This is a genomic window from Micromonospora sp. NPDC047753 (genome assembly GCF_040642735.1).
Classification (GTDB): Bacteria; Actinomycetota; Actinomycetes; order Mycobacteriales; family Micromonosporaceae; genus Micromonospora.
The window spans coordinates 23499-43324 of record NZ_JBEYSL010000005.1 but is presented as its reverse complement, the minus strand read 5'-3'; the positions used below and the strand labels follow the sequence as shown (position 1 = coordinate 43324).

The 19826-nt window shown below is 70.7% G+C and carries 36 protein-coding genes; 35 read left to right on the top strand and 1 reads right to left on the bottom strand.

The window, feature by feature from the left end; all coding sequences use genetic code 11:
- Positions 1 to 83 precede the first annotated feature (83 nt).
- On the top strand, positions 84 to 1472 hold the full coding sequence (locus tag ABZ749_RS01220; RefSeq protein WP_357221511.1) for a recombinase family protein: 1389 nt from the start codon (positions 84 to 86) through the stop codon (positions 1470 to 1472).
- Here ABZ749_RS01220 and ABZ749_RS01215 read toward each other — a convergent pair.
- Positions 1469 to 1924 carry a helix-turn-helix domain-containing protein gene (locus ABZ749_RS01215; protein ID WP_357221507.1) on the bottom strand — a complete coding sequence of 152 codons (456 nt, stop codon included), beginning with the start codon at positions 1922 to 1924 and terminating at the stop codon, positions 1469 to 1471. The genes ABZ749_RS01220 and ABZ749_RS01215 overlap by 4 nt on opposite strands.
- A 200-nt stretch (positions 1925 to 2124) precedes the next feature.
- On the opposite strand from ABZ749_RS01215, the gene ABZ749_RS01210 reads away from it, so the two are divergent.
- From ABZ749_RS01210 to ABZ749_RS01045, 34 genes are all read left to right on the top strand, one after another.
- Positions 2125 to 2376, top strand: a complete 252-nt coding sequence (locus ABZ749_RS01210; RefSeq protein ID WP_357221504.1) for a hypothetical protein — start codon at positions 2125 to 2127, stop codon at positions 2374 to 2376.
- Positions 2373 to 2549: a hypothetical protein gene (locus ABZ749_RS01205; RefSeq protein WP_357221501.1), complete on the top strand. Its 177-nt coding sequence runs from the start codon at positions 2373 to 2375 to the stop codon at positions 2547 to 2549. Before ABZ749_RS01210 ends, ABZ749_RS01205 begins: the two co-directional genes overlap by 4 nt.
- The gene (locus ABZ749_RS01200) at positions 2546 to 2761 is read left to right on the top strand and encodes a hypothetical protein (protein WP_357221498.1); all 216 of its coding nucleotides are present in this window, start codon (positions 2546 to 2548) and stop codon (positions 2759 to 2761) included. Before ABZ749_RS01205 ends, ABZ749_RS01200 begins: the two co-directional genes overlap by 4 nt.
- 91 nt (positions 2762 to 2852) lie before the next feature.
- Complete coding sequence (locus ABZ749_RS01195; protein WP_357221495.1) at positions 2853 to 3185, top strand: hypothetical protein; 333 nt, start codon at positions 2853 to 2855, stop codon at positions 3183 to 3185.
- On the top strand, positions 3182 to 3445 hold the full coding sequence (locus ABZ749_RS01190; RefSeq protein ID WP_357221492.1) for a hypothetical protein: 264 nt from the start codon (positions 3182 to 3184) through the stop codon (positions 3443 to 3445). The genes ABZ749_RS01195 and ABZ749_RS01190 overlap by 4 nt, the downstream gene beginning before the upstream one ends.
- Positions 3442 to 3798, top strand: coding sequence for a hypothetical protein (locus tag ABZ749_RS01185; RefSeq protein ID WP_357221489.1), 357 nt, complete (start codon positions 3442 to 3444; stop codon positions 3796 to 3798). Before ABZ749_RS01190 ends, ABZ749_RS01185 begins: the two co-directional genes overlap by 4 nt.
- Entirely contained in the window at positions 3795 to 4295 is a 501-nt protein-coding gene (locus ABZ749_RS01180; RefSeq protein WP_357221486.1) for a hypothetical protein, read from the top strand. Before ABZ749_RS01185 ends, ABZ749_RS01180 begins: the two co-directional genes overlap by 4 nt.
- Positions 4292 to 4651, top strand: coding sequence for a hypothetical protein (locus ABZ749_RS01175; RefSeq protein ID WP_357221483.1), 360 nt, complete (start codon positions 4292 to 4294; stop codon positions 4649 to 4651). Before ABZ749_RS01180 ends, ABZ749_RS01175 begins: the two co-directional genes overlap by 4 nt.
- Positions 4648 to 4935, top strand: a complete 288-nt coding sequence (locus ABZ749_RS01170; RefSeq protein ID WP_357221480.1) for a WhiB family transcriptional regulator — start codon at positions 4648 to 4650, stop codon at positions 4933 to 4935. The genes ABZ749_RS01175 and ABZ749_RS01170 overlap by 4 nt, the downstream gene beginning before the upstream one ends.
- Positions 4932 to 5978 (top strand): lambda-exonuclease family protein, encoded by a 1047-nt coding sequence (locus ABZ749_RS01165; RefSeq protein ID WP_357221477.1) that lies wholly within the window; start codon positions 4932 to 4934, stop codon positions 5976 to 5978. The genes ABZ749_RS01170 and ABZ749_RS01165 overlap by 4 nt, the downstream gene beginning before the upstream one ends.
- A complete protein-coding gene (locus ABZ749_RS01160; RefSeq protein ID WP_357221473.1) occupies positions 5975 to 6916 on the top strand; it encodes a recombinase RecT in 942 nt (313 codons plus the stop codon). Before ABZ749_RS01165 ends, ABZ749_RS01160 begins: the two co-directional genes overlap by 4 nt.
- Before the next feature lie 68 nt (positions 6917 to 6984).
- The gene (locus tag ABZ749_RS01155; RefSeq protein ID WP_357221470.1) at positions 6985 to 7302 is read left to right on the top strand and encodes a hypothetical protein; all 318 of its coding nucleotides are present in this window, start codon (positions 6985 to 6987) and stop codon (positions 7300 to 7302) included.
- Positions 7295 to 7525, top strand: a complete 231-nt coding sequence (locus ABZ749_RS01150; protein WP_357221467.1) for a hypothetical protein — start codon at positions 7295 to 7297, stop codon at positions 7523 to 7525. The genes ABZ749_RS01155 and ABZ749_RS01150 overlap by 8 nt, the downstream gene beginning before the upstream one ends.
- Positions 7522 to 7698 (top strand): hypothetical protein, encoded by a 177-nt coding sequence (locus ABZ749_RS01145; protein ID WP_357221464.1) that lies wholly within the window; start codon positions 7522 to 7524, stop codon positions 7696 to 7698. Before ABZ749_RS01150 ends, ABZ749_RS01145 begins: the two co-directional genes overlap by 4 nt.
- Positions 7695 to 8084 (top strand): hypothetical protein, encoded by a 390-nt coding sequence (locus ABZ749_RS01140; protein ID WP_357221462.1) that lies wholly within the window; start codon positions 7695 to 7697, stop codon positions 8082 to 8084. Before ABZ749_RS01145 ends, ABZ749_RS01140 begins: the two co-directional genes overlap by 4 nt.
- Positions 8081 to 8497: a hypothetical protein gene (locus ABZ749_RS01135; protein ID WP_357221459.1), complete on the top strand. Its 417-nt coding sequence runs from the start codon at positions 8081 to 8083 to the stop codon at positions 8495 to 8497. The genes ABZ749_RS01140 and ABZ749_RS01135 overlap by 4 nt, the downstream gene beginning before the upstream one ends.
- A gap of 141 nt (positions 8498 to 8638) precedes the next feature.
- Positions 8639 to 9547, top strand: coding sequence for a hypothetical protein (locus ABZ749_RS01130; RefSeq protein WP_357221456.1), 909 nt, complete (start codon positions 8639 to 8641; stop codon positions 9545 to 9547).
- Positions 9544 to 10032 carry a hypothetical protein gene (locus ABZ749_RS01125; RefSeq protein WP_357221453.1) on the top strand — a complete coding sequence of 163 codons (489 nt, stop codon included), beginning with the start codon at positions 9544 to 9546 and terminating at the stop codon, positions 10030 to 10032. The genes ABZ749_RS01130 and ABZ749_RS01125 overlap by 4 nt, the downstream gene beginning before the upstream one ends.
- A 10-nt stretch (positions 10033 to 10042) precedes the next feature.
- Positions 10043 to 10882 (top strand): DNA adenine methylase, encoded by an 840-nt coding sequence (locus ABZ749_RS01120; RefSeq protein ID WP_357221450.1) that lies wholly within the window; start codon positions 10043 to 10045, stop codon positions 10880 to 10882.
- 12 nt (positions 10883 to 10894) lie between these two features.
- The gene (locus ABZ749_RS01115; protein WP_357221447.1) at positions 10895 to 11746 is read left to right on the top strand and encodes a hypothetical protein; all 852 of its coding nucleotides are present in this window, start codon (positions 10895 to 10897) and stop codon (positions 11744 to 11746) included.
- Positions 11743 to 11958 carry a hypothetical protein gene (locus tag ABZ749_RS01110; RefSeq protein WP_357221444.1) on the top strand — a complete coding sequence of 72 codons (216 nt, stop codon included), beginning with the start codon at positions 11743 to 11745 and terminating at the stop codon, positions 11956 to 11958. Before ABZ749_RS01115 ends, ABZ749_RS01110 begins: the two co-directional genes overlap by 4 nt.
- Positions 11955 to 12482, top strand: a complete 528-nt coding sequence (locus ABZ749_RS01105; RefSeq protein WP_357221441.1) for a hypothetical protein — start codon at positions 11955 to 11957, stop codon at positions 12480 to 12482. The genes ABZ749_RS01110 and ABZ749_RS01105 overlap by 4 nt, the downstream gene beginning before the upstream one ends.
- A gap of 8 nt (positions 12483 to 12490) precedes the next feature.
- Positions 12491 to 13159 carry a hypothetical protein gene (locus tag ABZ749_RS01100; RefSeq protein ID WP_357221438.1) on the top strand — a complete coding sequence of 223 codons (669 nt, stop codon included), beginning with the start codon at positions 12491 to 12493 and terminating at the stop codon, positions 13157 to 13159.
- Entirely contained in the window at positions 13152 to 13508 is a 357-nt protein-coding gene (locus ABZ749_RS01095; RefSeq protein WP_357221435.1) for a hypothetical protein, read from the top strand. The genes ABZ749_RS01100 and ABZ749_RS01095 overlap by 8 nt, the downstream gene beginning before the upstream one ends.
- A 137-nt stretch (positions 13509 to 13645) precedes the next feature.
- Positions 13646 to 13846, top strand: a complete 201-nt coding sequence (locus ABZ749_RS01090) for a helix-turn-helix domain-containing protein (RefSeq protein WP_357221433.1) — start codon at positions 13646 to 13648, stop codon at positions 13844 to 13846.
- A 10-nt stretch (positions 13847 to 13856) separates the two neighbouring features.
- Complete coding sequence (locus tag ABZ749_RS01085) at positions 13857 to 14048, top strand: helix-turn-helix domain-containing protein (RefSeq protein WP_357221430.1); 192 nt, start codon at positions 13857 to 13859, stop codon at positions 14046 to 14048.
- Positions 14045 to 14230 (top strand): helix-turn-helix domain-containing protein, encoded by a 186-nt coding sequence (locus ABZ749_RS01080; RefSeq protein ID WP_357221428.1) that lies wholly within the window; start codon positions 14045 to 14047, stop codon positions 14228 to 14230. Before ABZ749_RS01085 ends, ABZ749_RS01080 begins: the two co-directional genes overlap by 4 nt.
- Positions 14231 to 14467: 237 nt before the next feature.
- Positions 14468 to 14689 (top strand): hypothetical protein, encoded by a 222-nt coding sequence (locus ABZ749_RS01075; protein WP_357221425.1) that lies wholly within the window; start codon positions 14468 to 14470, stop codon positions 14687 to 14689.
- Positions 14690 to 14842: 153 nt separating this feature from the next.
- Complete coding sequence (locus ABZ749_RS01070; protein ID WP_357221422.1) at positions 14843 to 15169, top strand: HNH endonuclease; 327 nt, start codon at positions 14843 to 14845, stop codon at positions 15167 to 15169.
- 185 nt (positions 15170 to 15354) lie between these two features.
- Positions 15355 to 15897, top strand: coding sequence for a hypothetical protein (locus tag ABZ749_RS01065; protein WP_357221419.1), 543 nt, complete (start codon positions 15355 to 15357; stop codon positions 15895 to 15897).
- 10 nt (positions 15898 to 15907) lie between these two features.
- Positions 15908 to 16216, top strand: coding sequence for a hypothetical protein (locus ABZ749_RS01060; protein WP_357221416.1), 309 nt, complete (start codon positions 15908 to 15910; stop codon positions 16214 to 16216).
- Positions 16170 to 17690, top strand: coding sequence for a hypothetical protein (locus tag ABZ749_RS01055; protein WP_357221413.1), 1521 nt, complete (start codon positions 16170 to 16172; stop codon positions 17688 to 17690). Before ABZ749_RS01060 ends, ABZ749_RS01055 begins: the two co-directional genes overlap by 47 nt.
- Entirely contained in the window at positions 17690 to 19123 is a 1434-nt protein-coding gene (locus tag ABZ749_RS01050) for a phage portal protein (RefSeq protein ID WP_357221410.1), read from the top strand. The genes ABZ749_RS01055 and ABZ749_RS01050 overlap by 1 nt, the downstream gene beginning before the upstream one ends.
- Positions 19107 to 19820, top strand: a complete 714-nt coding sequence (locus ABZ749_RS01045; RefSeq protein ID WP_357221407.1) for a hypothetical protein — start codon at positions 19107 to 19109, stop codon at positions 19818 to 19820. The genes ABZ749_RS01050 and ABZ749_RS01045 overlap by 17 nt, the downstream gene beginning before the upstream one ends.
- Positions 19821 to 19826 lie beyond the last annotated feature (6 nt).

Below are 19826 nucleotides of genomic sequence, written 5' to 3'. Positions count from 1 at the left end.
GATCGGCAGCCCGCCCGGCCTGGAGCTCTCGTCGATCCGGCACTCCCTCGGCGTACTGCGTAAGGCAGGTATAACGTACTCCCGTGCCCCTACGCGCTGCCGTCTACTGCCGCATCAGTCTCGCCCGATTCGACGACACCCTCAAGGTCGACGACCAGGAAAGAGTCTGCCGGGAGCTGGCCGCCGCGCGAGGTTGGACCGTCGCCCCCGCCCACGTCTTCAAGGACAACTCCAAGTCAGCGTGGCGCCGCGACCGCAAGCGCCCCGGCTGGGAGGCCATGCTCGCCGCCGTGAAGGCCGGTGAAGTCGACGCCATCGTCGTCTACCACGGTGACCGGCTGGTCCGGCAGATGACCGACCTCGAAGCTCTCATCGACCTCGCAGACACCAAGGGGATCCGGCTGGCCTCACCCACTGGCGAGCGGGACCTCGACAACGCCGACGACCGGTACATCCTCCGCATCGAAGCAGCCGGCAATACCCGCGAGGTGGACGCCACCAGCCGCCGGCTGAAGCGCCACTACGAGCGCCTCGCCGAGCAAGGCATCACCCGCCTCGGCGGGCGCGGCGGGCGGGCATACGGATTCGAGCCGGACGGGCTGACCATCCGCGAAGCCGACAAGGCAGTGATCCAAGAAGTCGCCAGGCGAGTCCTCGCCAGAGAACCCATGGGCGCCATCGTGCGCAGCCTCAACGACCGCGGGATCAGGACCGTAACCGGCGCGCTCTGGGACCACTCCAACATGCGTCGGGTCCTGACCAAGCCAAGGATGGCAGGGCTGCTCGAACGCCGCGGCGAGATCGTTGGCGAAGCGGCCTGGCCTGCCATCCTTGACCGGGAAACCTGGCAGACCGTCCGCGACGTCCTGGGCCAGAAGGCCAGCACGTTCACCTACATCACCCACGCGCGCACCCACCTGCTGTCCGGCATCCCCAGGTGCGGGCCGTGCGGCGAGCCGCTCGCGCCTCGCCAGAACGCCCGGGGCAAACACCTGCTCGGCTACGGGTGTATCACCCCCGGATGCCGCAAGACCCACCGCGCGATGCATCACCTCGACGCGTACGTCATCGGCGCGACCTTGGCGCTCCTGGCCGACGGACGGGTCCGCAAGCGGATGCAGCCGACCACGAAGAACACGGCCCCGCTGACGGCGGAGATGAACAAACTCGCCCAGCGGCGGGAGCAGGTGATCGCCGACTTCGGCGACGACGACGAGATGGGCGCCGATGTGCTCCGGCTGTCGGTGCGCCGGATCGACAAGCGCCTCGGGGAGCTGCGCGCGGAGATCGAGGCCGCGCAGACACCTTCCCTGCTCGCCGGCTTGTGGAACATCGACCGGGCCGGCTGGGACGCTCTGGAGCTTCACCGCCGCCGGGCGGCCATCAGCGCACTGCTGCGCATAACAGTCTGGCCCTCGCAGAAGCGAGGGCCAGGTTTCGATCCGTCGTCGGTGGAGTTGACGCCGGTCTAGGCGCTGCGACGCCCTCCGCGTCGAGGGCGGAAGCCGACCACCAGCCGTTCTACGAGACCCCGGAAGACTTCGCGCTCCTCCGGGTTGAGCTTCGACGTCTCCGACAGCAGCTGCTCCACCTCAACCGCAAGCGGGTCGCGCTCGACCGCCGGGGGAGGGGCGGGGGCCTCGGCGAGCCCAACCTCGTGTGGTTGCAGGTGGCCGGCCAGAACCATCAGTTCGGTGTACGCGGACTTCCCCTGGGCGCGCTCGTCGGGGAGCGTCAGCACGTCGGAGAGCTTCTGCAGGCTCCTCGGGGTCGGGCGCTCTTGCCCCCGGTACCACTTCGACAGCATCCCGTGGCCGATGCCGACCGCCCGGGCGAGTTCTGCGGTGGAGTTCGCGATGCCGAGGCTCTTGGCCCGGGCTACCACGTTTCGGTAGAAGGCTTCGTGGTCCCAGGCTGCGCTCACGGGAACCGAGCCTAAGTGATTTCGAGAACGAACGCTAGCGACGCCTCTGAACGGCGGGTACGGCGGAGCGGCGGGATCGGCGAGGCGCGCTGCGGCGGGGGCGGCATCCATAGGCGACAGGCTATCTGACCTCGAAGCCGTTCGAAAAAGAACCGCTGACCCGCTTGTGTTCTTACTCGAACAGCACTAGCGTAACTTTCGTGAACGAACAAGCCGGTAGGCCGGTACTGATCTTCGACACGGTGGCGTTTGACGCAGCCGTGAAGGAGCGCGGCTACGAGACGCAGGCCGACAAGGCCGGGTTCCTCGGTGTCTCCCGTGCCTCGTACTCGAAGGTCACCCGCGGCCTCGAACAGCCGTCCCCGAAGTTCATCGCCGCTGTCCTGGTCAAGCTCAGCGACCCGGACAGCCCCGACTCGCTCAACCGCTTCTTCAAGGCCGAGATCCGATGACCGGCCCGCTGCGCACCGAGGAGCAGATCCTCGCCGCCGGAGCCGCCGCCGTCGCGGACTTCCCCCCGCTCACCGACCGGCAGGTCGACCTGGTGGTCGCGTTGCTCGGGCCGGTGCGCGATGAGGTGTGGCACCCGCTGAGCAAGGACGACGCGCACGGGGCAGCCGCATGAACCGCCGCCTGTTCCTCGCCGCCTTGGCGCACCTGACCCGGGCCGCTGTCTACAGCGCGCTCGCGGTCGGCCTGCTCCTGGCCGCGACGGTCACCCGACCTGCCTCGCCGCTGGAGTTGCGGTGGCGGCCGGCGACGGCGGCGGAGGAGCGGGCGTACGAGCGGCAGCGCCTGCACGGCGCGCTCGACGAGTACCACCGGCAGCACCCCTGAGACCACCGGGCTCACCGGGCCCGGACAGAAGACAGCGCCCCGCATCCCGGCAAGGACATCGCGGAGCGCCGACCGAAGGGACAGAGTACCCGTGAAACTGATCGAGAAGCTCAAGTGGCGCGTCGCCGAGTTGGTCAACAAGATCCCCGGCCAGTGCTGGGCGGACATCGCCGACTGGCCGCTCGGCTACAAGCGCAACCCGTGGTCGCCGCAGCGGTCGGGCTGCCGCGAAGACCTCGCCCGGGTCGGCTCCTGCTACTGCGGGAAGCTGCGCACCCCCGAGAGCAACCTGCCGGTTCACGTCGGCACCAAGCGATGCCCGACCTGCTGGGTGGAGCCCACCAAGACGCACGAGCTGTCCTGCCCGGTGGTGACGCCGGAGCAGATGGAGGCGTACCTCGCCGCGAAGCAGGTGGCCCGATGACGCTGCCGACCACGAACATCCCGCCGTCCGGCCCGAACACCGGCGGCAACGGCCCGCAGACCTTCCCCGCGACCGCGATCACCGTCGTCGACCTCGGATGCGGACACATCGGCACCGAGCTGTGCGACACGTCGTGCGACTACTGGCGCGGCGTCGCCCGGGGTGAGTACCCGCACCCGGACACGTACCTGGAGGGCCTGGTCCCGCACCTGACCGGCCTGCTCCCGCTGACCGACCCGGCCCTGGGTGGTGTCCGGTGACCGCCGCGCTGATCGTCGCCCTGGTCATCGCCGTCCTGTTCGCCGCTCTGTTCGGCGGCGCGTACCGGACCGCCGACCGGGAGGTCATCGCCCGCGACGAGCAGATCCGGTCCCTCCGCGCCGAGATGACCCTGACGCAGGAGGCGTGCGACCGGCAGTCGGTCAAGGTCCGCCACTACAGCGACCAGGCCAAGAAGTACCACGCCGAGGCATCCCAGATGGCCGCCCGTAACCAGGAGCTGCGCGACCAGGTGGACGCGCTCGGCGGTTCTCAGCCGCAGCCGACCTTGACCGAGGAATGGCTCGCGTTCATGGCCGAGCTGGACGTGACCTTCCCGGAGGACAACCGATGACCACCATCGACATCGACGCCATCCCGCAGGCCACCGACGAGCTGATCGCCAGCCTCTGGCGCACCCTGGCCGAGCGCGTTGACCACGAGCACCCCGCCAAGGGCGGCGACCTGTTCTGCCTCAACCTCACCTCCTTCATGGGGGAGCGGATGGGGCCGGTGCTGGCCCGGTTGCGCGCTGCCGAGTCCAAGGTCGAAGAGCTGACCGCCGAGCTGGCCAAGGCCCGCCAACAGATCTGCCTGATCGTCACCTGCCTGGAGTGCGACGAGAAGTACGAGTACGACGGTGGCGTCGTGCACTTCAGCACCCTCGACGAGGCGCAGGCCATGGCCGAGGACGACGACTGGCGGCGCGTCGGCAACCAGTTCGTCTGCGGCAGTTGCGTCTACAACCGGCACCCGTTCAAGTCGGAAGGCCCGGACATCCTGACCTGCGAGCGGTGCGGCCTCGAAGCCGGCGACCACGAGCAGGACCCGGTCGAGGCGGTGGCCCAGTGATCGACTTCGACGCCGTCGCCACCGTCCTCACCGACGCCATGCCGATCATCGCCGCCGTCGTCTACCCGCCGCTGCTCATCACCGCCGGCGTGGCCCTCTGGTACCGCAGCATCCCCGCCGACGCCGCCGACGACTTCAACGTCGCCGACTACGCCACCCCGGCCGTCGCCACGGCCACCGTGCGGCACCTCCGCCCCATCGAAGCCGCCACCGAGGTCGTGACCTTCGCCGCGTGGGACATCCTCCCGCCGGCCCCGTCCGGTCAGGACGCGGGCGCACCGATGTTCGCCGAGCTGACCGCGCGCCGCGTCCTCGCCGAGCTGGGCCAGCGCGCGCAGAGGGAGCTGACGGCATGAGCAGCCCAACCCTGCGGATCATCCGCAACGACGAACACCTCCAGATCGCCGACCTGATCGGCAACCAGCCGGCGTGGCAGGAGCGGGCCCTCTGCTCGCAGACCGATCCCGAAGCCTTCTTCCCGGAGAAGGGCGGATCCACCCGTGAGGCGAAGCGGATCTGCGCCCGCTGCGAGGTGCGCACCGAGTGCCTGGAGTACGCCCTCGGCCACGACGAGCGGTTCGGCATCTGGGGCGGGCTCTCGGAGCGGGAGCGCCGCAAGCTGAAGCGACGTGCGGCATGACGGCCATCGAGGTCCTGCCCGCTGGGGCCGCGACCCCCGACAACCCGGAGTGGCACAAGCTGCGCCGTGAGGGTGTCAGCGCGTCGGAGATCGCCGCCGTGCTCGGGCTGTCCCCGTGGGAGTCGCCGTTCTCCCTGTTTTGGCAGAAGCGCAACGGGTGGGAGACCCCCGACAACGAGGAGATGGCCACCGGCCGCCGCGTCGAGCCCGTCGTCGCCGACTGGTGGCTCGACACCCACGACCCGCACGAGAACCTGACCGGCGCCCGCGCCGGCCTGTACGCCCACCCGGACCGACCGTGGCAGCTCGCCACCCCCGACCGACTGATCTACCGGGTGTGCCCCGGCTGCGACGGTGCCGGCCTCGCGGGTGACGTCGACACCGGCCTTGGCGCGTGCCCCGACTGCCTGGGCCGCCCCGCTGGCACCTCGGGCGAGGTGCTCGCGCCGCTGGAGTGCAAGTGGACCGCGTCGTGGGACGGCTGGGGCGACCCGGGCACCGACGACGTCCCGGTCTACTACCGCTGCCAGGTGCTGTGGCAGATGGACGTCCTCGGCGTCGACGAGGGGCACCTCTCGATGCTCGGGCCGGGCGGCTTCCGGGCCTACCGGATTCGCCGCGACGAGCGGGACCTCACCGTCATGCGGGAAGCCGCCCGCCGGTTCCTCGGTCGTCTCGACGCCGACGACGCGCCGGACGTCGACGACCACCGGGCGACCCTCGCCGCGGTGAAGCGCCTCCACCCGGACCTCGTCGACGCCGAGGCCGAGATTAGCGACACCACCGCCGCCGGCTACCGCAGGGCCCGCGCCCTGAAGAAGGCCGCCGAGTCGCTGTGCGACCGCTTCGAGGCCCGCCTCCGCGCGGAGATGGGCGCCAACCGGGTGGCCGTGCACGACGGGGTCAAGGTCGCGACCCGATCGATCTACCCGACGACCCGGCTCGACTCGACCCGCCTGAAGGCGGAGCAGCCGGAGGTGGCCGCCGCGTACGTCACCACCTCCACCACCGACCGACTCACACCCGCCAGGAGCAAGAAGTGACTCAGACCGTTTCTCAGGCCGTCGCCACCCGGGACAACTCCCCGGCCGGCCTCATCAAGCAGTACTCCGACAGCTTCGCCCAGGTGCTGCCGTCGCACGTCAAGCCCGCCACCTGGGTCCGCCTCGCCCAGGGCGCGCTCAAGAAGGGCAAGCGGGCCGACGACGGCCGCTTCGAGCTGGAGATCGCCGCCGCGAACAACCCCGGCGTCTTCCTCGCCGCGTTGCTCGACGCCGCCCGGCAGGGTCTCGAGCCCGGCACCGAGCAGTACTACCTCACCCCCCGCTCGGTCGGCGGACGCCTGGAGATCCTGGGCATCACCGGCTACCAGGGCCACATCGAGCTGATGTACCGGGCCGGCGCGGTGTCCAGCGTGGTCGCCGAGGTGGTCCGCGAGCGCGACGAGTACGAGTACGCGCCCGGCCAACTCGACCGGCAGCACCCGCCCCGCTGGGTCGGCCCGCAGGAGATCCCCTGGCACAAGAAGGCCGGCGGGAACTTCGGCGGCGAGACCCAGCGCGGCAAGCTCATCGGCGTCTACGCCTACGCCCGGATGCTCAACGGCGCCGTGTCCCGGGTGATCGAGTTGGGCCAGGACGACATCGACCGCATCAAGAAGTCGTCACAGGGGTCGAGCAGCAAGTACAGCCCGTGGGTCAACCACGAGACCGCGATGTGGCTCAAGTCCAGCGTCCGGCAGCTCCAGAAGTGGGTGCCCACCTCCGCCGAGTTCCGCCGCGAGCAGCTCCGCGCCGCCGCCGAGGCGCAGCGCATCGCGACGGCCCCGGACGCCCCGGAGGGCGCGGCGGCCGTGCAGTCGGACTACGTGGACGGTGAGGTCGTCGACGACGCCCCCGCCGACCCGGCCGGCACCGACACCGCCGGCGGTTTCACCGAGGACGACTGGCCCGAGGCAGCGCAGCCCGGCGGTGGTCGGTGACCCGCCGCGACCCGGGCGCGGCGAACGGCGGGACCATCCGCCCGATGCGCCGCTGCACGTGCGGGCGGATGGAAACCCTCCACCCCGTCACCGGCCCCGGCCGGCGCGGTGGGTTCCCCGCCGCCGGTTGCAAGCGGTTCGAGCCCTCGACCGTGATCGAGATGTTCCCCGGGGCCGGCACCACGCCGGCCCCGGCCGGGCCGCCCGCGCACACCCTCGACCTGGACGCGGTCGCCGACCGGTGGACCGACCTGCTCGACGCCCGCGAACGCGGCGACCACACCAGCGTCCGGTTCCTCGAGGCAGCCCTCGCCGAGGACGTGCCGCTGCTGCGTGAGGAGATCCACCGCCTCACCGTCGCCCTCCGGACGGCCACCCATGGCTGACCAGCGACCCGGGCCCATCGGCTACTGCGACACCCACGAGAAGCGCCTCTACTCCTCCCGGAAGCAGGCCAAGCAGACCATCCGCAACCACCGCGACCGGGGCGGGATGCGCGAGTACCGGTGCGACCTGGTCGACGGGTTCTGGCACATCGGTCATCTCCCGCTGGCGGCCGTCGAGGGACGCAAGACCGCCCGGCAGATCTACGGGAGGCGGGCGTCGTGAAGAAGTCGATCACCACCCACCTGTACGAGCCCGACCGGGCGGCGTACCCGGATCACCAGGGCGTGCGGCCGTGCCTGCACTGCCCGCTGCCGAAGGCGAACCGGGCGCACACGCTGCCTGACACCGCTGACGCCCAGGCCGAGCACCTACGCCGCATCGGAGACGACCAGTGACGGCCGGCCTGTGCTTCACGCAGCCGCCGGAGTTCTGGGAGACCGGCGACGACGGCAACCGCCTAGCCCTGGCCCTCTGCCGCCAGTGCCCTTTGCGCGACGGGGTCACCTGCCGAGCCGGAATTCCGGACCCACGCCCGACCGGGGTGATCCGCGCCGGGGTCGCCTACAACGAGCGCGGCGGCGTCTGCCCGATCTGCACCACCTGCGGCTACCCGGTGGCGGACCTGCCGCACCGCCGCCGCCCGGCCGAGGAGGGGTGCCGGTACTGCCGGGTGCCGACCCCGAAGGCGTGGTCCCGCAAGGCGTATTGGGCGGCCCGCTACCGCAGCAAGAAGACCACCACGTCCAGCACCACCCGCCGCACCAAGGAGACAGCCGCATGACCGCCACCGAGACCATCCGCGAAGCCGCCCGCCTGATGCGCGAGCGGGCCACCAGCGCCACCAACCTCCCCGGTGAGCACTGGACGGTCGACGTCAGTCCTGACAGCGGGCTCATCGTCGGCTCCTACGCCCCCGGTGACGTGTCCGAGGACGGCACTCGATCGACCGCCTGCATCGCCTACTTCGCCTATCCCGGCGACGAGGAGCAACGGACCTACGCCGAGGCGTTCGCGGTCGCAACGCACATGGCGTCGTGGCAGCCCCTTGTCGCCGCAACCGTCGCGGACTTGCTGGACCACGCCGCCGACGACATCGAGGCCGGACGACGCAAGGACTGGCACACCCAGTCGGTCAAGGCCCTGGCTATCGCCCGCGCCTACCTCGCGGACGACCAGGGCGGCACCTCCGCCTGACCGGGCTGGCCGGGCCTCACACCGGGGCCCGGCCACCCACCACCGCCACACCGAACAGCGACAGCACCACCACATAGATCAGGAAGGCACGACGTGGCCCGGATCCGCACCATCAAGCCCGAGTTCTTCACCTCGCTCACCGTGGCCAGCCTGCCGGTCGAGGCGCGGCTGACGTTCATCGGCTTGTGGACGCACGTCGATGACCAAGGGCGCTGCGTCGACGATCCCCGGCTCATCAAGGCCGCCGTCTGGCCCCTCGACGACCGGCTCTCCACCGACGTCGAACTCGACCTGAAGCGACTCAGTGAGTCCTCACTGATCCTTCGCTACAAGGTGGGCGAGCGCTCATACCTGGCCGTCCGAGGGTGGGATGAGCACCAGCGGATCAACCGTCCGACCAAGAGCAAGCTCCCGGCCCCGCCGACCACCCCCGAACCCCCTCCGAACAGGGAGAACACGCCTCCACCGGCCGACGAAACCCCTGGTCAGAGCGTTTCCGGCAGCGCCTCCCGAGACCCCTCACCGCACCCTCACGCACACCTCAGTGAGGACTCACGGGAGGAAAGGAACAGGGAACAGGGAACAGGGAACAGGGAAAGGAACTCCACTGGCGGTCCGTACGCCCCTCTAGGTCCCAGCGCACGCGACGCGGAAGCGCCGGACTCCGATGGACCGCCATCGATGGTCGAACAGATCATGACCGAGTACCGGGAGAACTCGCCCTACGGCGTCTCCCGCACCGTCGCGACCAAGCTCGCACAGCACGTCCACGAGCTGCTCGCCGACAAGTTCCACCCCGACCACATCCGCGAAGGACTCGGCCAGCTCCGCCCCCGCAGGCTCGGCCCCGGAGCCCTCCCGTCCCTCGTCGACGAAATCGCCAACCGCACCCCGAGCAACGTGGTCACCCTCCCTGCCGCCGGCAACGGCGTCATGCGCGCCAGCCACGTCGCCGGCCGGCCCTCCACCACCGATCAGCGCGTCGCCGCCGCCCTCGCCGCGGGCGCCGCCGTGCAAGCCCAAATCGACCGGAAGGCACTCGGGTCATGAACGCCACCGACATCGCGAACGTCCTCGCCAAGGCCGCCGCGTTCGACCAGCGCACCGTCGGCCAGGCCGACATCCTCGCCTGGCACGAAGCCCTCCACGACCTGGAGGCCGTCGACGCCCTCGCCGCGGTCACCCGCCACTACGCCAGCAGCGAGCAGCGGCTCATGCCCGTGCACGTCCGCCGCATCGCTCTCGACCTGGCCCGGGAGCGGCACCGGGTTGCCCGCGAGCAGCGGGAGCGCCTGGAGCTGGAGGCCACCGCAGCCGACGCGGTGACCGTCCGGGACCGGTCCGCCGAGGTGGCCGACCTGCTCGCGACCCTCCGCGATCGGCTCGGCCCGTCCGACCCGTCGGTGCTGCGCCGGGCCGAGTGGGTGCGCGAGGAGCGACTGCGGCAGCGCGACGCCGTCCCGAACCCGCACTACCAGGGTCCGCCGCCTCCGGGTGGCTGGCCGATCCCCGCCGCCGACGACCGAACCGCCTGAGGAGCACGCCGTGAAGCCACCGTTCGCCTACTTCGGCGGGAAGACCATGATCGCCGAACGGATCACCCCGCTGCTACCGCCGCACAGCCACTACGTCGAGCCCTACTGCGGGTCGCTGTCGGTGCTGCTCGCCAAGCCACCGGCCAAGATGGAGACCGTCAACGACCTCGACCACGAGCTGATGACGTGGTGGCGCGTGCTCCGCGACCGACCGGAGGACCTGGCTCGCGCCTGCGCCCTCACCCCGCACTCCCGGGCCGAGTACATGGCCGCCCGCGAGCGAGGCCTCGAGGACGAACTGGAGGTCGCCCGCCGGGTCTGGGTCATGCTCAGCCAGGGCCGCGGCCTCACCCTCCGCGAGGGCAAGACCGGGTGGAAGCACTACGTCTACCCGACAGGGTCGTCCGTCGGCATGCCCGGCTACCTCGAGGCCTACGTCGAGCGGATCGCCGCCGCGGCGGCGCGTCTCAGCTCCGTGTCGCTGGAGTGCATGCCCGCCCTCGACCTCATCGCGAAGTACGGCGCCGAACCCGACGTGCTGCTCTACGTCGACCCGCCGTACCTCGGCACCACCCGGGACCACCGCAACAACTACCGACACGAGATGAAGGCCGACGTCGACCACCGGGAGCTGGCCGAGGCGCTGCACGCCTGCAAAGCCGCGGTCGTTCTGTCCGGCTACGCCAGCGACCTGTACGACCGCGAGCTGTACGCCGGGTGGGACCGCCACACCATGGCCGCGTTCACCGGCAATAGCGGCGGTGACGGCAAGCGCATGGAAGTCCTCTGGTCCAACCGGCCGCTCGGTGCCCAACCGTCCCTGCTCGACGCCTTCAACGTCCCCGCCTGAGGAGAGACCGCCATGACCGACCAGACCGTGCCCCGCTTCCCCCGCTTCCCCGACAACGCCGAGCTGTGCATCGACACCGCGAGCGGCGCCGAGATGTGGTCCGGCCGCCGATGGAACGACTTCGTGTCCGTAGCTGAACGCAATCAGTCGCAGGTGACCGTTCGACTCATCAGCATCGAGGAGCCGGGCGAGCCGCAGTCTGAGCACGTCTCCACGCCCCGCCGCGTGCCCACGATGGCCGAGCGCGTCGGCTGCGGCCACACGCCCGAGCAGCACCGCCACCTCGACGGCCAGGACGCCGCCGACCGCAGCAAGGACCGGGCCATCGCCGAGCTGACCATCCAGCGGGACAACGCCCGCAGCGTCTACCGCGACGCCGCCGCCGAACGCGACGAGCTGCAAAGCGAACTCACCGACGCCTGGGCCGCCATCACCACCGCCAACCGACCCGGGCCGCACAGCATCGCCGAACACATCACCCGCCTCGCCGCCGAGCTGACCAGCACCCAGCAGGTCGCCACGTGGCGCGAAGGACGCATCTACGACCTCAGCGCCAAACTCGGAGCCGCCGAAAAACTGATCGCCGTCTACGACGACGTCACCGAACAGCTCGACCGGGCGCGGGCGCGATACGCCACCCGGCCCGAGGTGACCCGTGAGCCGGAAGACGCACCCGACACCGAAGCGGAGGCCCCCCTCGGTTCCCCGGATCCGCGCGCGCAGGACGACCGGAACGCCCTGGTCTACAACGCCGTCAGCCGTGCCCTGCTGGACTGCGACCCGTGGGCACCGCTCGCCACCCTCCGGGAGCGGTGCACTGCGGCTGTCCTCGCCGCTCTCGACGAGCGGGAGGCCCGGCCGTGATCCGCGCCGCCACCATCGCCGCCCTCACCCTCATCGCCGCCGCCACCATCGCCGCCCTCACCCTCATCGCCGCCGTCACCCTGCTCCTCGCCGCCACCGCAGCCGCCGGGTGGGACTACACCCCCGGAGACGCCGTCGCACTCGCCATCGCCGCCGTGTTCCTGCCCCAGGCGCTGCTCGTCGCCCAGGTCGCCAGCGGGAGGCGGCCGTGAGCCAGCCCTGGCGTCGCTCGTACCGCGCCGACCCGCGTGCCCTACCCCTCGCCGACCGGCACTACAACCGGCAGAAGGTCGGCAGCCCGCAGTTTGTCCCGCCCGGATCGTGTGTCGTCTTCCTCACCGACAACGCCGACGCCGTCTGGGTGACCTCCAACCCCATCGCCCAGTTCGTCAAGCACGAGTGGGCTGGCGCGTGGATGAACTCCCTGTTCCGCCGCGAACCCGAGTGCGAGTACCTCGCCTCCGACCTGATCCTTACCGCTGTCGCCGCGACCCGGGCGCACTGGCCCGACGTGCCGCCGCTGGGGATGGTCACGTTCGTCGACCCGGAGAAGACCCGCCGCAAGCGTGACCCGGGCCGCTGCTACCGACGCGCCGGATTCAGGCACGTCGGCTTCACGAAGGCCGGGCTGTACGCATTGCAGCTGCTGCTGGCGGACATGCCCGAACCCCGAGCCGCCCGACCCCAAGCCGCAGACGCCGGCCAAGGCGACCTGTTCGCCGACCTGATCGCCTGAGGAGCCTCGTGACGCCGCACCACCTGCACGCCACCGCCGCCGCATGGTCCCTCCACACCGCGCGCATCTCGCTCGCGGTGTGGCTGGACCGGGAAGCCGCCCACAACGGCGCTCAGCTCCTCGACGCCGCCGCCGTGCTGCGTTCCCCTACCTGGGGCACCCGGCACGGCGTCGGCGGCCACGGGGACCCCACAGGCGGCCTCCTGACCGCCGCCCCGCGCTGGACCCGAGAGACGCGCTGGGCTGAGGTCGCCGAACGGTTGGAGGGCCGCATCGCCTGGCTCGCCAACCAGGTCGCCCCCGGCGCCGCACCGGCCCTCGGCCGGCTCATCGTCCGCATCCCCACCCTCGCCGCCGGCACGGCCCGGGTCGTCGCGCAGCACCTGGCCGACGAGGACGCGTGGATTCGGGATCTGCTCGGCGACCCGCCCGCCCGGGTGGCCCTGCTCGGCGTCGACTGCCCGCACTGCGGCGAACGGCAGCTCTACGTCCAGACCGCCGGCCCGGTCGACGCCTGGACCGTCGTGTGCGCCACCCGCCGGCTCTGCACCGGCCAAGGCTGCCCCTGCGGGATGCCCGGGGCCGTCGAGGGCGTGGCGCACATCTGGCCCCGGGACGCCGTCATCGGTGCGGTCGCGGGGGCCGCACCAACCACCGAGAGGACCGACCATGCCTGACCTGCCCGCCCACGTAGGGCGCGAGACCGACGCGGAAACCGGCTACGCCCTCGTCTGCACCGCCACCCCCGACGGCAACCCCCACACCGACACCCTCTGCGGCAAGCCCGCCACACACCACCTCCGGTGGAACGCGGCGACGACGGAGAACAGCCTCACCTGCGATGGGCATCTCGGCCTTGCGCTCAACTTCGGGCCGCACGATGTCCACTCCGTCGAGGACTCGGCGTGCGGTATGCCCGGGTCCCACTGGGTGCCCGGCCGGCCGTCGCACTGCGCGATGGACGTGCTCGACGACGAGCCGACCCTGAGCGGTGCCGCTTCGCTGACCGCCCCGTGTCCGGTATAGACCGAATCAAAGATCGTTTAGCGAGCACCATACTGACACTTATGGTGCGCGGGGCAGAGAATCAGCCTAGGAAGGTACGGATCGCCGGTCGGCGATCCTCAACAAGAATTCTGTGCACATCCAGAAAGATGCCACTCATGACCAACGAGTCCCGCGCCGTACCCAACCCCACCGACGAACCCACGATCTCCGTTAAGCGCGCCGCCGCCATCCTCGGCATCTCGGTCCGCCACGCCTACGTCGCCATCGAACGCGGAGGGATTCCCTCGATCCGCGTTGGCCGCAAGGTCGTCGTTCCCACCGCCCGGTTCCTGACCAAGTACAACGAACTCGTCTAGGAGGGTGGCCATGGAGCGGTACCTGACCACCGAGGAAGTTGCCGAGGTCGCTCGCACGTCCCCGAGCACGGTCCGCTACTGGCGGCACATCGGGAAGGGTCCGCGCGGGATCAAGCGCGGGAAGCGCGTCCTGTATGCGGAGAGCGCCGTGACGCAGTGGCTTTCGGCGAGCGACGACGACGTCTCGGGGGCGGACGCATGAGCGAGCGCCGGCCCCTCGCCACCCCCGAGCAGGTCGCCGAGTACCTCGGCGTCCCGATCCAGACCCTCTACCAGTGGCGACACCGATCCGTTGGTCCGCGCGGCTCGAAGGTGGGCCGGCACGTCCGCTACCGGTGGGATGATGTGGAGAAGTGGCTCGACGATCAGGCGAAGGTGGGGTAGCGATGGCGCGGATGCCTGGCCGGGCGTCACGGCCATGGTGTCCGCATTGCCACGGCGCACCCGGGCCCGACTGCCCCGACCGCTCACGCTCACCCCGACAGGTGCGGCTCGATCTACGGCGGGAACTGCGTCGGGAAGTCGCCGAAACCATGACCGAGGAGCAGCAATGATGGTGGGGCTCTGGGGCATCGTGTGGAACATTGTGGACCACCTTCGGGCGGGAGCCCGGAGGCCCAAGTGATCTACGCCGCCGGCCGCTACTGGGGAACCGACCGCGAACTCGCCGCAGCCCTCGGCACCGACGTCACCCCCGCCATGATCCGCCGCTGGCGCGACCGCAAGGGCCTCACCACCGTCGACGGACGCTCCCCGCTCGACGAGGCCGCCGCTATCGAAGCCCAGGTGCGACGTGCGACACGCGGACGCCCGCGACTTGACCAGGCGGCACTCTCGGCCTGATCATTTGTTCACGGCCCCGACAGGTGGCCTATGCCCACAACCCGGTAGAGCGGAAGCTCCCGGGTTGTTGTGCGTCCAGGGACGGGGACGCACGGCGGGGAACGCGGGCAGGCCGGTGCGGCGCTGGCCTGCCCGCACACCCACGGAGGAGCCATGCCAAGGCCCACCCGCAACACCGCCACACGCGACCGCCACCGCACCACCATCGCCAAGGGCCGCCCACCATGCGCGCTGTGCGGTGAAGAGATCGACTACACGTTGCCCTACCTCGACCCAGGTGAGTACGTCGTCGACCACATCGTGCCTCGCAACAAGGGCGGAGCCGACACGCTCGCGAACAAGCAGCCAGCTCACAGGCGATGCAATCGGATCAAGAGTGACAAGACGGACGGCGGACCGATCATGCGCCGGTCAGGCAGCTTGACCCGCACCCAGGGGGAGGTCCCCCACCCCCGACCCCACCTGCACTTCCCGGCTTAGGCGGGATCTCTCTCCGGGCTTTTTCCACGCGGGTCCGTGTGGTGCGTGTGGTGGCCGTGGCCGACCTGGCGTGCTGTGCTGGTGGCCCGATGGTGGCCCGTTCGGCACAGGCGATCTGAGCGGGTTGCGGACTTGCCCCTCCAGAGTCGTTGCAGGTCAGGGCGTTGTTTCGTTACAATGGACGAGTGCGGATCACCTGTGGACACTGCGGCGTCGAGTTCACTGCTGCGGCCACCGGACGGACCCCCCGCTACTGCTCCGGCCGGTGCCGGGTCGCCGCACACCGCGCGCGACCGCGCATCCCGACGGAGCTGACGTCCCGGGATCGCTGGGTGCGGCACTACCGCAAGCGCCCGATCGACGTCCACGGCAAGGCGGCGTCCAGCACGAACCCGGTCACGTGGTGCTCGTACGTTGCTGCGAAGCGCGGGACCGCGGGTCATGGCCTCGGGTTCGTCCTCGGTGACGGGATCGCCTGCCTGGACCTGGACCACTGCCTGGTCGACGGGCAACCGGACGATCGGGCGCGCGACGTGCTCGCCCGCGTTCCCGGCGCGTACGTCGAGGTCAGCCCGTCGGGTGATGGGCTGCACGTGTGGGGGTTGGCGCCGGAGCAACCGGGCCGGCGACGCGCGGGCATCGAGTCGTACTCGGTGGGCCGGTACATCACCGTCACTGGCGACGTGTTCCAGGCTGGCCGGCTGGTCGACCTGAGCGAGTTCTTCTGAGGAGGTGACCATGCCCCCGCGTCCCCGCAAGGCCCTGCGCGTGGTCGCCCCTGACGAGGCACCCCCACCTCCGGCCAGGCCGAAGACGGTCACCGAGGCAGCCGACACGGGCACCACCCGGGAGCTGCTCGTCGCGATGCGCTCCCGGATCGCCACCGCGGTCGAGGACCCGAACACCCCGGCGCGTGATCTGGCGGCTTTGACGAAGCGACTGTCCGAGGTGGTGCGGGACATCGAGGCGATCGACGCTCGCGAGGGGCAGGAGGCGGAGCGTGGCGGTCCGGTCTCCGACGAAGCGTTCGACGCGACGGCTATCTGAGGTCGCCCGCCACGTCATCCTGCCGTCCGCCGTGGTGTCGACCGGCTGGCCCGCGGTGCGGGAGAAGTGCCGCGAGTTCGGCGACGTGTTCGATGAGTGGCAGGAGGGCGCCGGCCGGGCGATCCTGGGCAAGCGCGCCGATGGGATCTACGCGGCGACGATCGGCGGGGTGGTGCTCTCCATCCCCCGGCAGGTCGCGAAGACGTTCCTGGTCGGCCGGATCATCTTCGCCCTGTGCGTGCTGTTCCCTGGCTTCAAGGTGATCTGGACGGCGCACCGGACCAGGACGGCAACGAACACGTTCAAGGCGTTGCAGGGGTTCGCGCGGCGCAAGAAGGTCCATCCGTACATCGCGTACATCCGCACGGCGAACGGCGAGCAGGAGATCGGGTTCCGCAACGGGTCCGTGATCATGTTCGGTGCTCGGGAGCAGGGGTTCGGCCGCGGCTTCGACGAGGTTGACGTCGAGGTGTTCGACGAGGCGCAGATCCTGACGGAGAAGGCGCTCGAAGACATGGTCGCCGCGACCAACCAGTCCCGGCACCCGCACGGGGCGCTGCTGTTCTACATGGGGACCCCGCCCCGGCCGATCGACCCGGGCGAGGCGTTCTCCCTGAAGCGGGCAAAGGCGTTGTCGGGTGAGTCCGACGACCTGGTGTACATCGAGTGCTCGGCCGACGAGGACGCCGACCCCGACGACCGGGAGCAGTGGGCGAAGGCGAACCCGTCGTTCCCGCTGCGGACGCCGCTGGTCTCGATGTTGCGGCTGCGGGAGAACCTGTCATCCGACGAGGCTTGGCTGCGCGAGGCCCTCGGCATCTGGGACGCGGCGAAGGGCTCCGGGGTGATCCCGAAGCCGTCCTGGCGGGACCAGGCCGACGAGCTGTCGATCGCGGTGGACCGCTTCGCCCTGGGCGTGGAGTGCGGCCCCGATCTGGCGTGGGCGTCGGTGGCACTGGCCGGTCAGCGCGCGGACAGCATGTGGCATTTCGAGCTGGACGACGACCAGCACACCCGGGGCCGCGGTGTGGCGTGGCTGGTGCCGCACCTCGTAGCGACGGTGGCTGCGAATCCGCAGATTCGTGCGGTGGTGGTGGACGTGGCCGGGCCGATCGCGGCGTTGCTGGAGCAGCGCGCCGGGCGGTGGTTCTTCAAGGGCACGAAGCTTGAGGCGACGCCGGTGAAGGTGGCCGAGTTGGGCGCCGGGTGCTCCCGAGTCCTAGACGGGATCGTGACGGGCTGGCTCTGGCATATCGGCCAGCCGCAGTTCACGTCGGCGGCGCTCCCCGCCGGCAAGCGGGCCCTCGGTGACACGGGCATGTGGGTGTGGTCGCGCAAGACGGCCGAGTCGGACATCACGCCGATTCAGGCGGGCACGTTGGCGCTGATCGGTGCCCAGCAGACGAGAGTGCGCCGCCCCGGCCGGGCCGGCGCAGGGCGTAGTGGCGGTAGTCGGAGGGCGGTGGTGCTGTGATGGACCAGATCACCCTGCCGGGCATTTCCGACGACGACCAGCGCACCCTTGGCCGGCTGCTCGACCAGCTCAACCAGAAGTACGAGCGGAACCGGCTGCGTCAGGCGTACTACGACATGAAGCACGCGGTGCGCCTGGTCGGGTCGGTGATTCCACCGCAGTACTGGAAGTTGGGCATCGTGCTCGGCTGGTCCGGTAAGGCGGTCGACATCTTGGCCCGCCGCTGCAACCTCGACGGGTTCGTGTGGCCTGACGGCAAGCTGGACGATCTGGGCTTCCGGGAGATCTGGGAGGGCAACAACCTCGGCTCCGAGGTGTCGCAGGGCACCGTCTCGTCGCTGATCCACGCCACGTCGTTCGTGGTGAACACGACCGGCGGTGAGGGCGAGCCGGAGGCGCTGATCCACTTCCGGGACGCGCTGAACGCGACCGGCGAGTGGAACGCTCGCACCCGCCGCCTGGACAACCTCCTTTCGGTCAACGCTCGCGGCGACGACGACCAGGTGACCGCGCTGGCCCTGTACCTCGACGGCCGAACCATCGTCGCCGACAAGGACGCCTCCGGCTGGACGGTGGACGTCCAGGAACACGACTGGGGTGTGCCGGCGGAGCCGCTGCCGTACAAGCCGCGGCTGAGCCGTCCGTTCGGCTCGTCGCGGATCTCCCGCGCGGTCATGTCGTACCAGGACATGGCGGCCCGGTCGGCGATCCGGCTGGAAGCGCACTCCGACATCTACGCGATCCCGGACCTGTGGATGCTCGGCGCCGACGAATCGATCTTTAAGAACGCAGACGGCTCGCAAAAGGCGTCGTGGCAGGTCGTGATGGGCCGCATCAAGGGCATCCCCGACGACGAGGACGCGGCGCAGCCGCGGGCGGACGTGAAGCACATCCCGGCGTCGGACCCCGAGCCGCACCTGAAGGCGTTGAAGCAGCAGGCGATGTTCTTCTCTGGCGAGACGTCCATCCCGTTGACTTCGCTGGGTGTGTCGGACATGTCGAACCCGACCTCGGCGGAGTCGTACCTGGCGTCGCGTGAGGACCTCATCGCCGAGGCTGAGGGGGCGACCGAGGACTGGGGGCCGTATCTCCGGCGCACGGTGGTGCGGGCGCTGGCGATGGCGAACGGCGTCAAGGCCGAAGACGTGCCGGCCGAGTGGGCGACCATTCAGCCGCGGTGGCGCCCCCCGATGTACCTGTCTCGCGCGGCGCAGGCCGACGCTGGGGCGAAGCAGCTCGCGACGGTGCCGTGGCTGGCCGAGACCGAGGTGGGGTTGGAACTGCTCGGCCTGGAGCCGCAGCAGATCGCCCGCGCCTTGGCGGACCGGCGGCGGGCGCAGGCGCAGCAGCGGACGACGATGCTCGCGGCGGCGGCTCAGGCGGCCCGTCAGGCACCTCCGGCGGCGGAGGGTACTGGTGGCGACGCCGGCTGATGTGGCCGGGTTCCGGGCGACTCAGACCGATCTGGTGACCCTGGCGCTCGCCGAGCTGGCCGAGTGGTGGGAGCAACTGCTCACTCTGCTGACGGGCGACGTCCCGGTGGCGCAGGTCGAGGCGTTCACCGCCGACCTGGTCGCGGTGTATGGCGACGCTGCGGCGTTGGCCGCTGTGGACTGGTACGACGAGCTGCGCGACCAGGCCGACGTGCGGGGCCGGTTCCGGGCGCAGATGGCCGACCCGGCTCCCCGCGACCAGGCTGCGGCGGTGGCCCGGTGGGCGGTCGGTCCGCTGTTCGGTGCCCAACCGGATCAGCGGCAGGCGCTGGAGCACCTGTCCGGTGGCGTGCAGCGGCTCGTGTTGCAGCCGGCCCGGCGGACGATCGCGGACAGCGTCGACGCCGACCCGGCGGACGCCCGGTGGGCGCGGGTGCCGGGCAGGGCGGATCCGTGCGCGTTCTGTCGGCTGCTGGCATCTCGGGGGGCGACGTACCACTCGGAAGAGTCCGCCGGTGGGATGGCGAACGACTACCACAGCAAGTGCTGGTGCGTTCCGACGCCGGTGTGGCCGGGTGAGCAGGAGCCGTACGACGTCGACGCGCTCCTGGAGGAGTACAGCGACGCCCGGGCCAAGGCCGGGGGCGACCCGAAGGCGATTCTCGCCCAGATGCGCCTCGACCTGGGCATCAACTGAAGCTTC

Bases quoted from the DNA above. Each gene is read 5' to 3' on its own strand.
- ABZ749_RS01205 (WP_357221501.1), top strand. From the start codon at position 2,373: ATGACCGGCCCGCTGCGCACCGAGGAGCAGATCCTCGCCGCCGGAGCC.
- ABZ749_RS01200 (WP_357221498.1), top strand. From the start codon at position 2,546: ATGAACCGCCGCCTGTTCCTCGCCGCCTTGGCGCACCTGACCCGGGCC.
- ABZ749_RS01190 (WP_357221492.1), top strand. From the start codon at position 3,182: ATGACGCTGCCGACCACGAACATCCCGCCGTCCGGCCCGAACACCGGC.
- ABZ749_RS01180 (WP_357221486.1), top strand. From the start codon at position 3,795: ATGACCACCATCGACATCGACGCCATCCCGCAGGCCACCGACGAGCTG.
- ABZ749_RS01170 (WP_357221480.1), top strand. From the start codon at position 4,648: ATGAGCAGCCCAACCCTGCGGATCATCCGCAACGACGAACACCTCCAG.
- ABZ749_RS01165 (WP_357221477.1), top strand. From the start codon at position 4,932: ATGACGGCCATCGAGGTCCTGCCCGCTGGGGCCGCGACCCCCGACAAC.
- ABZ749_RS01155 (WP_357221470.1), top strand. From the start codon at position 6,985: ATGGAAACCCTCCACCCCGTCACCGGCCCCGGCCGGCGCGGTGGGTTC.
- ABZ749_RS01150 (WP_357221467.1), top strand. From the start codon at position 7,295: ATGGCTGACCAGCGACCCGGGCCCATCGGCTACTGCGACACCCACGAG.
- ABZ749_RS01135 (WP_357221459.1), top strand. From the start codon at position 8,081: ATGACCGCCACCGAGACCATCCGCGAAGCCGCCCGCCTGATGCGCGAG.
- ABZ749_RS01125 (WP_357221453.1), top strand. From the start codon at position 9,544: ATGAACGCCACCGACATCGCGAACGTCCTCGCCAAGGCCGCCGCGTTC.
- ABZ749_RS01115 (WP_357221447.1), top strand. From the start codon at position 10,895: ATGACCGACCAGACCGTGCCCCGCTTCCCCCGCTTCCCCGACAACGCC.
- ABZ749_RS01095 (WP_357221435.1), top strand. From the start codon at position 13,152: ATGCCTGACCTGCCCGCCCACGTAGGGCGCGAGACCGACGCGGAAACC.
- ABZ749_RS01090 (WP_357221433.1), top strand. From the start codon at position 13,646: ATGACCAACGAGTCCCGCGCCGTACCCAACCCCACCGACGAACCCACG.
- ABZ749_RS01085 (WP_357221430.1), top strand. From the start codon at position 13,857: ATGGAGCGGTACCTGACCACCGAGGAAGTTGCCGAGGTCGCTCGCACG.
- ABZ749_RS01080 (WP_357221428.1), top strand. From the start codon at position 14,045: ATGAGCGAGCGCCGGCCCCTCGCCACCCCCGAGCAGGTCGCCGAGTAC.
- ABZ749_RS01070 (WP_357221422.1), top strand. From the start codon at position 14,843: ATGCCAAGGCCCACCCGCAACACCGCCACACGCGACCGCCACCGCACC.
- ABZ749_RS01060 (WP_357221416.1), top strand. From the start codon at position 15,908: ATGCCCCCGCGTCCCCGCAAGGCCCTGCGCGTGGTCGCCCCTGACGAG.
- ABZ749_RS01050 (WP_357221410.1), top strand. From the start codon at position 17,690: ATGGACCAGATCACCCTGCCGGGCATTTCCGACGACGACCAGCGCACC.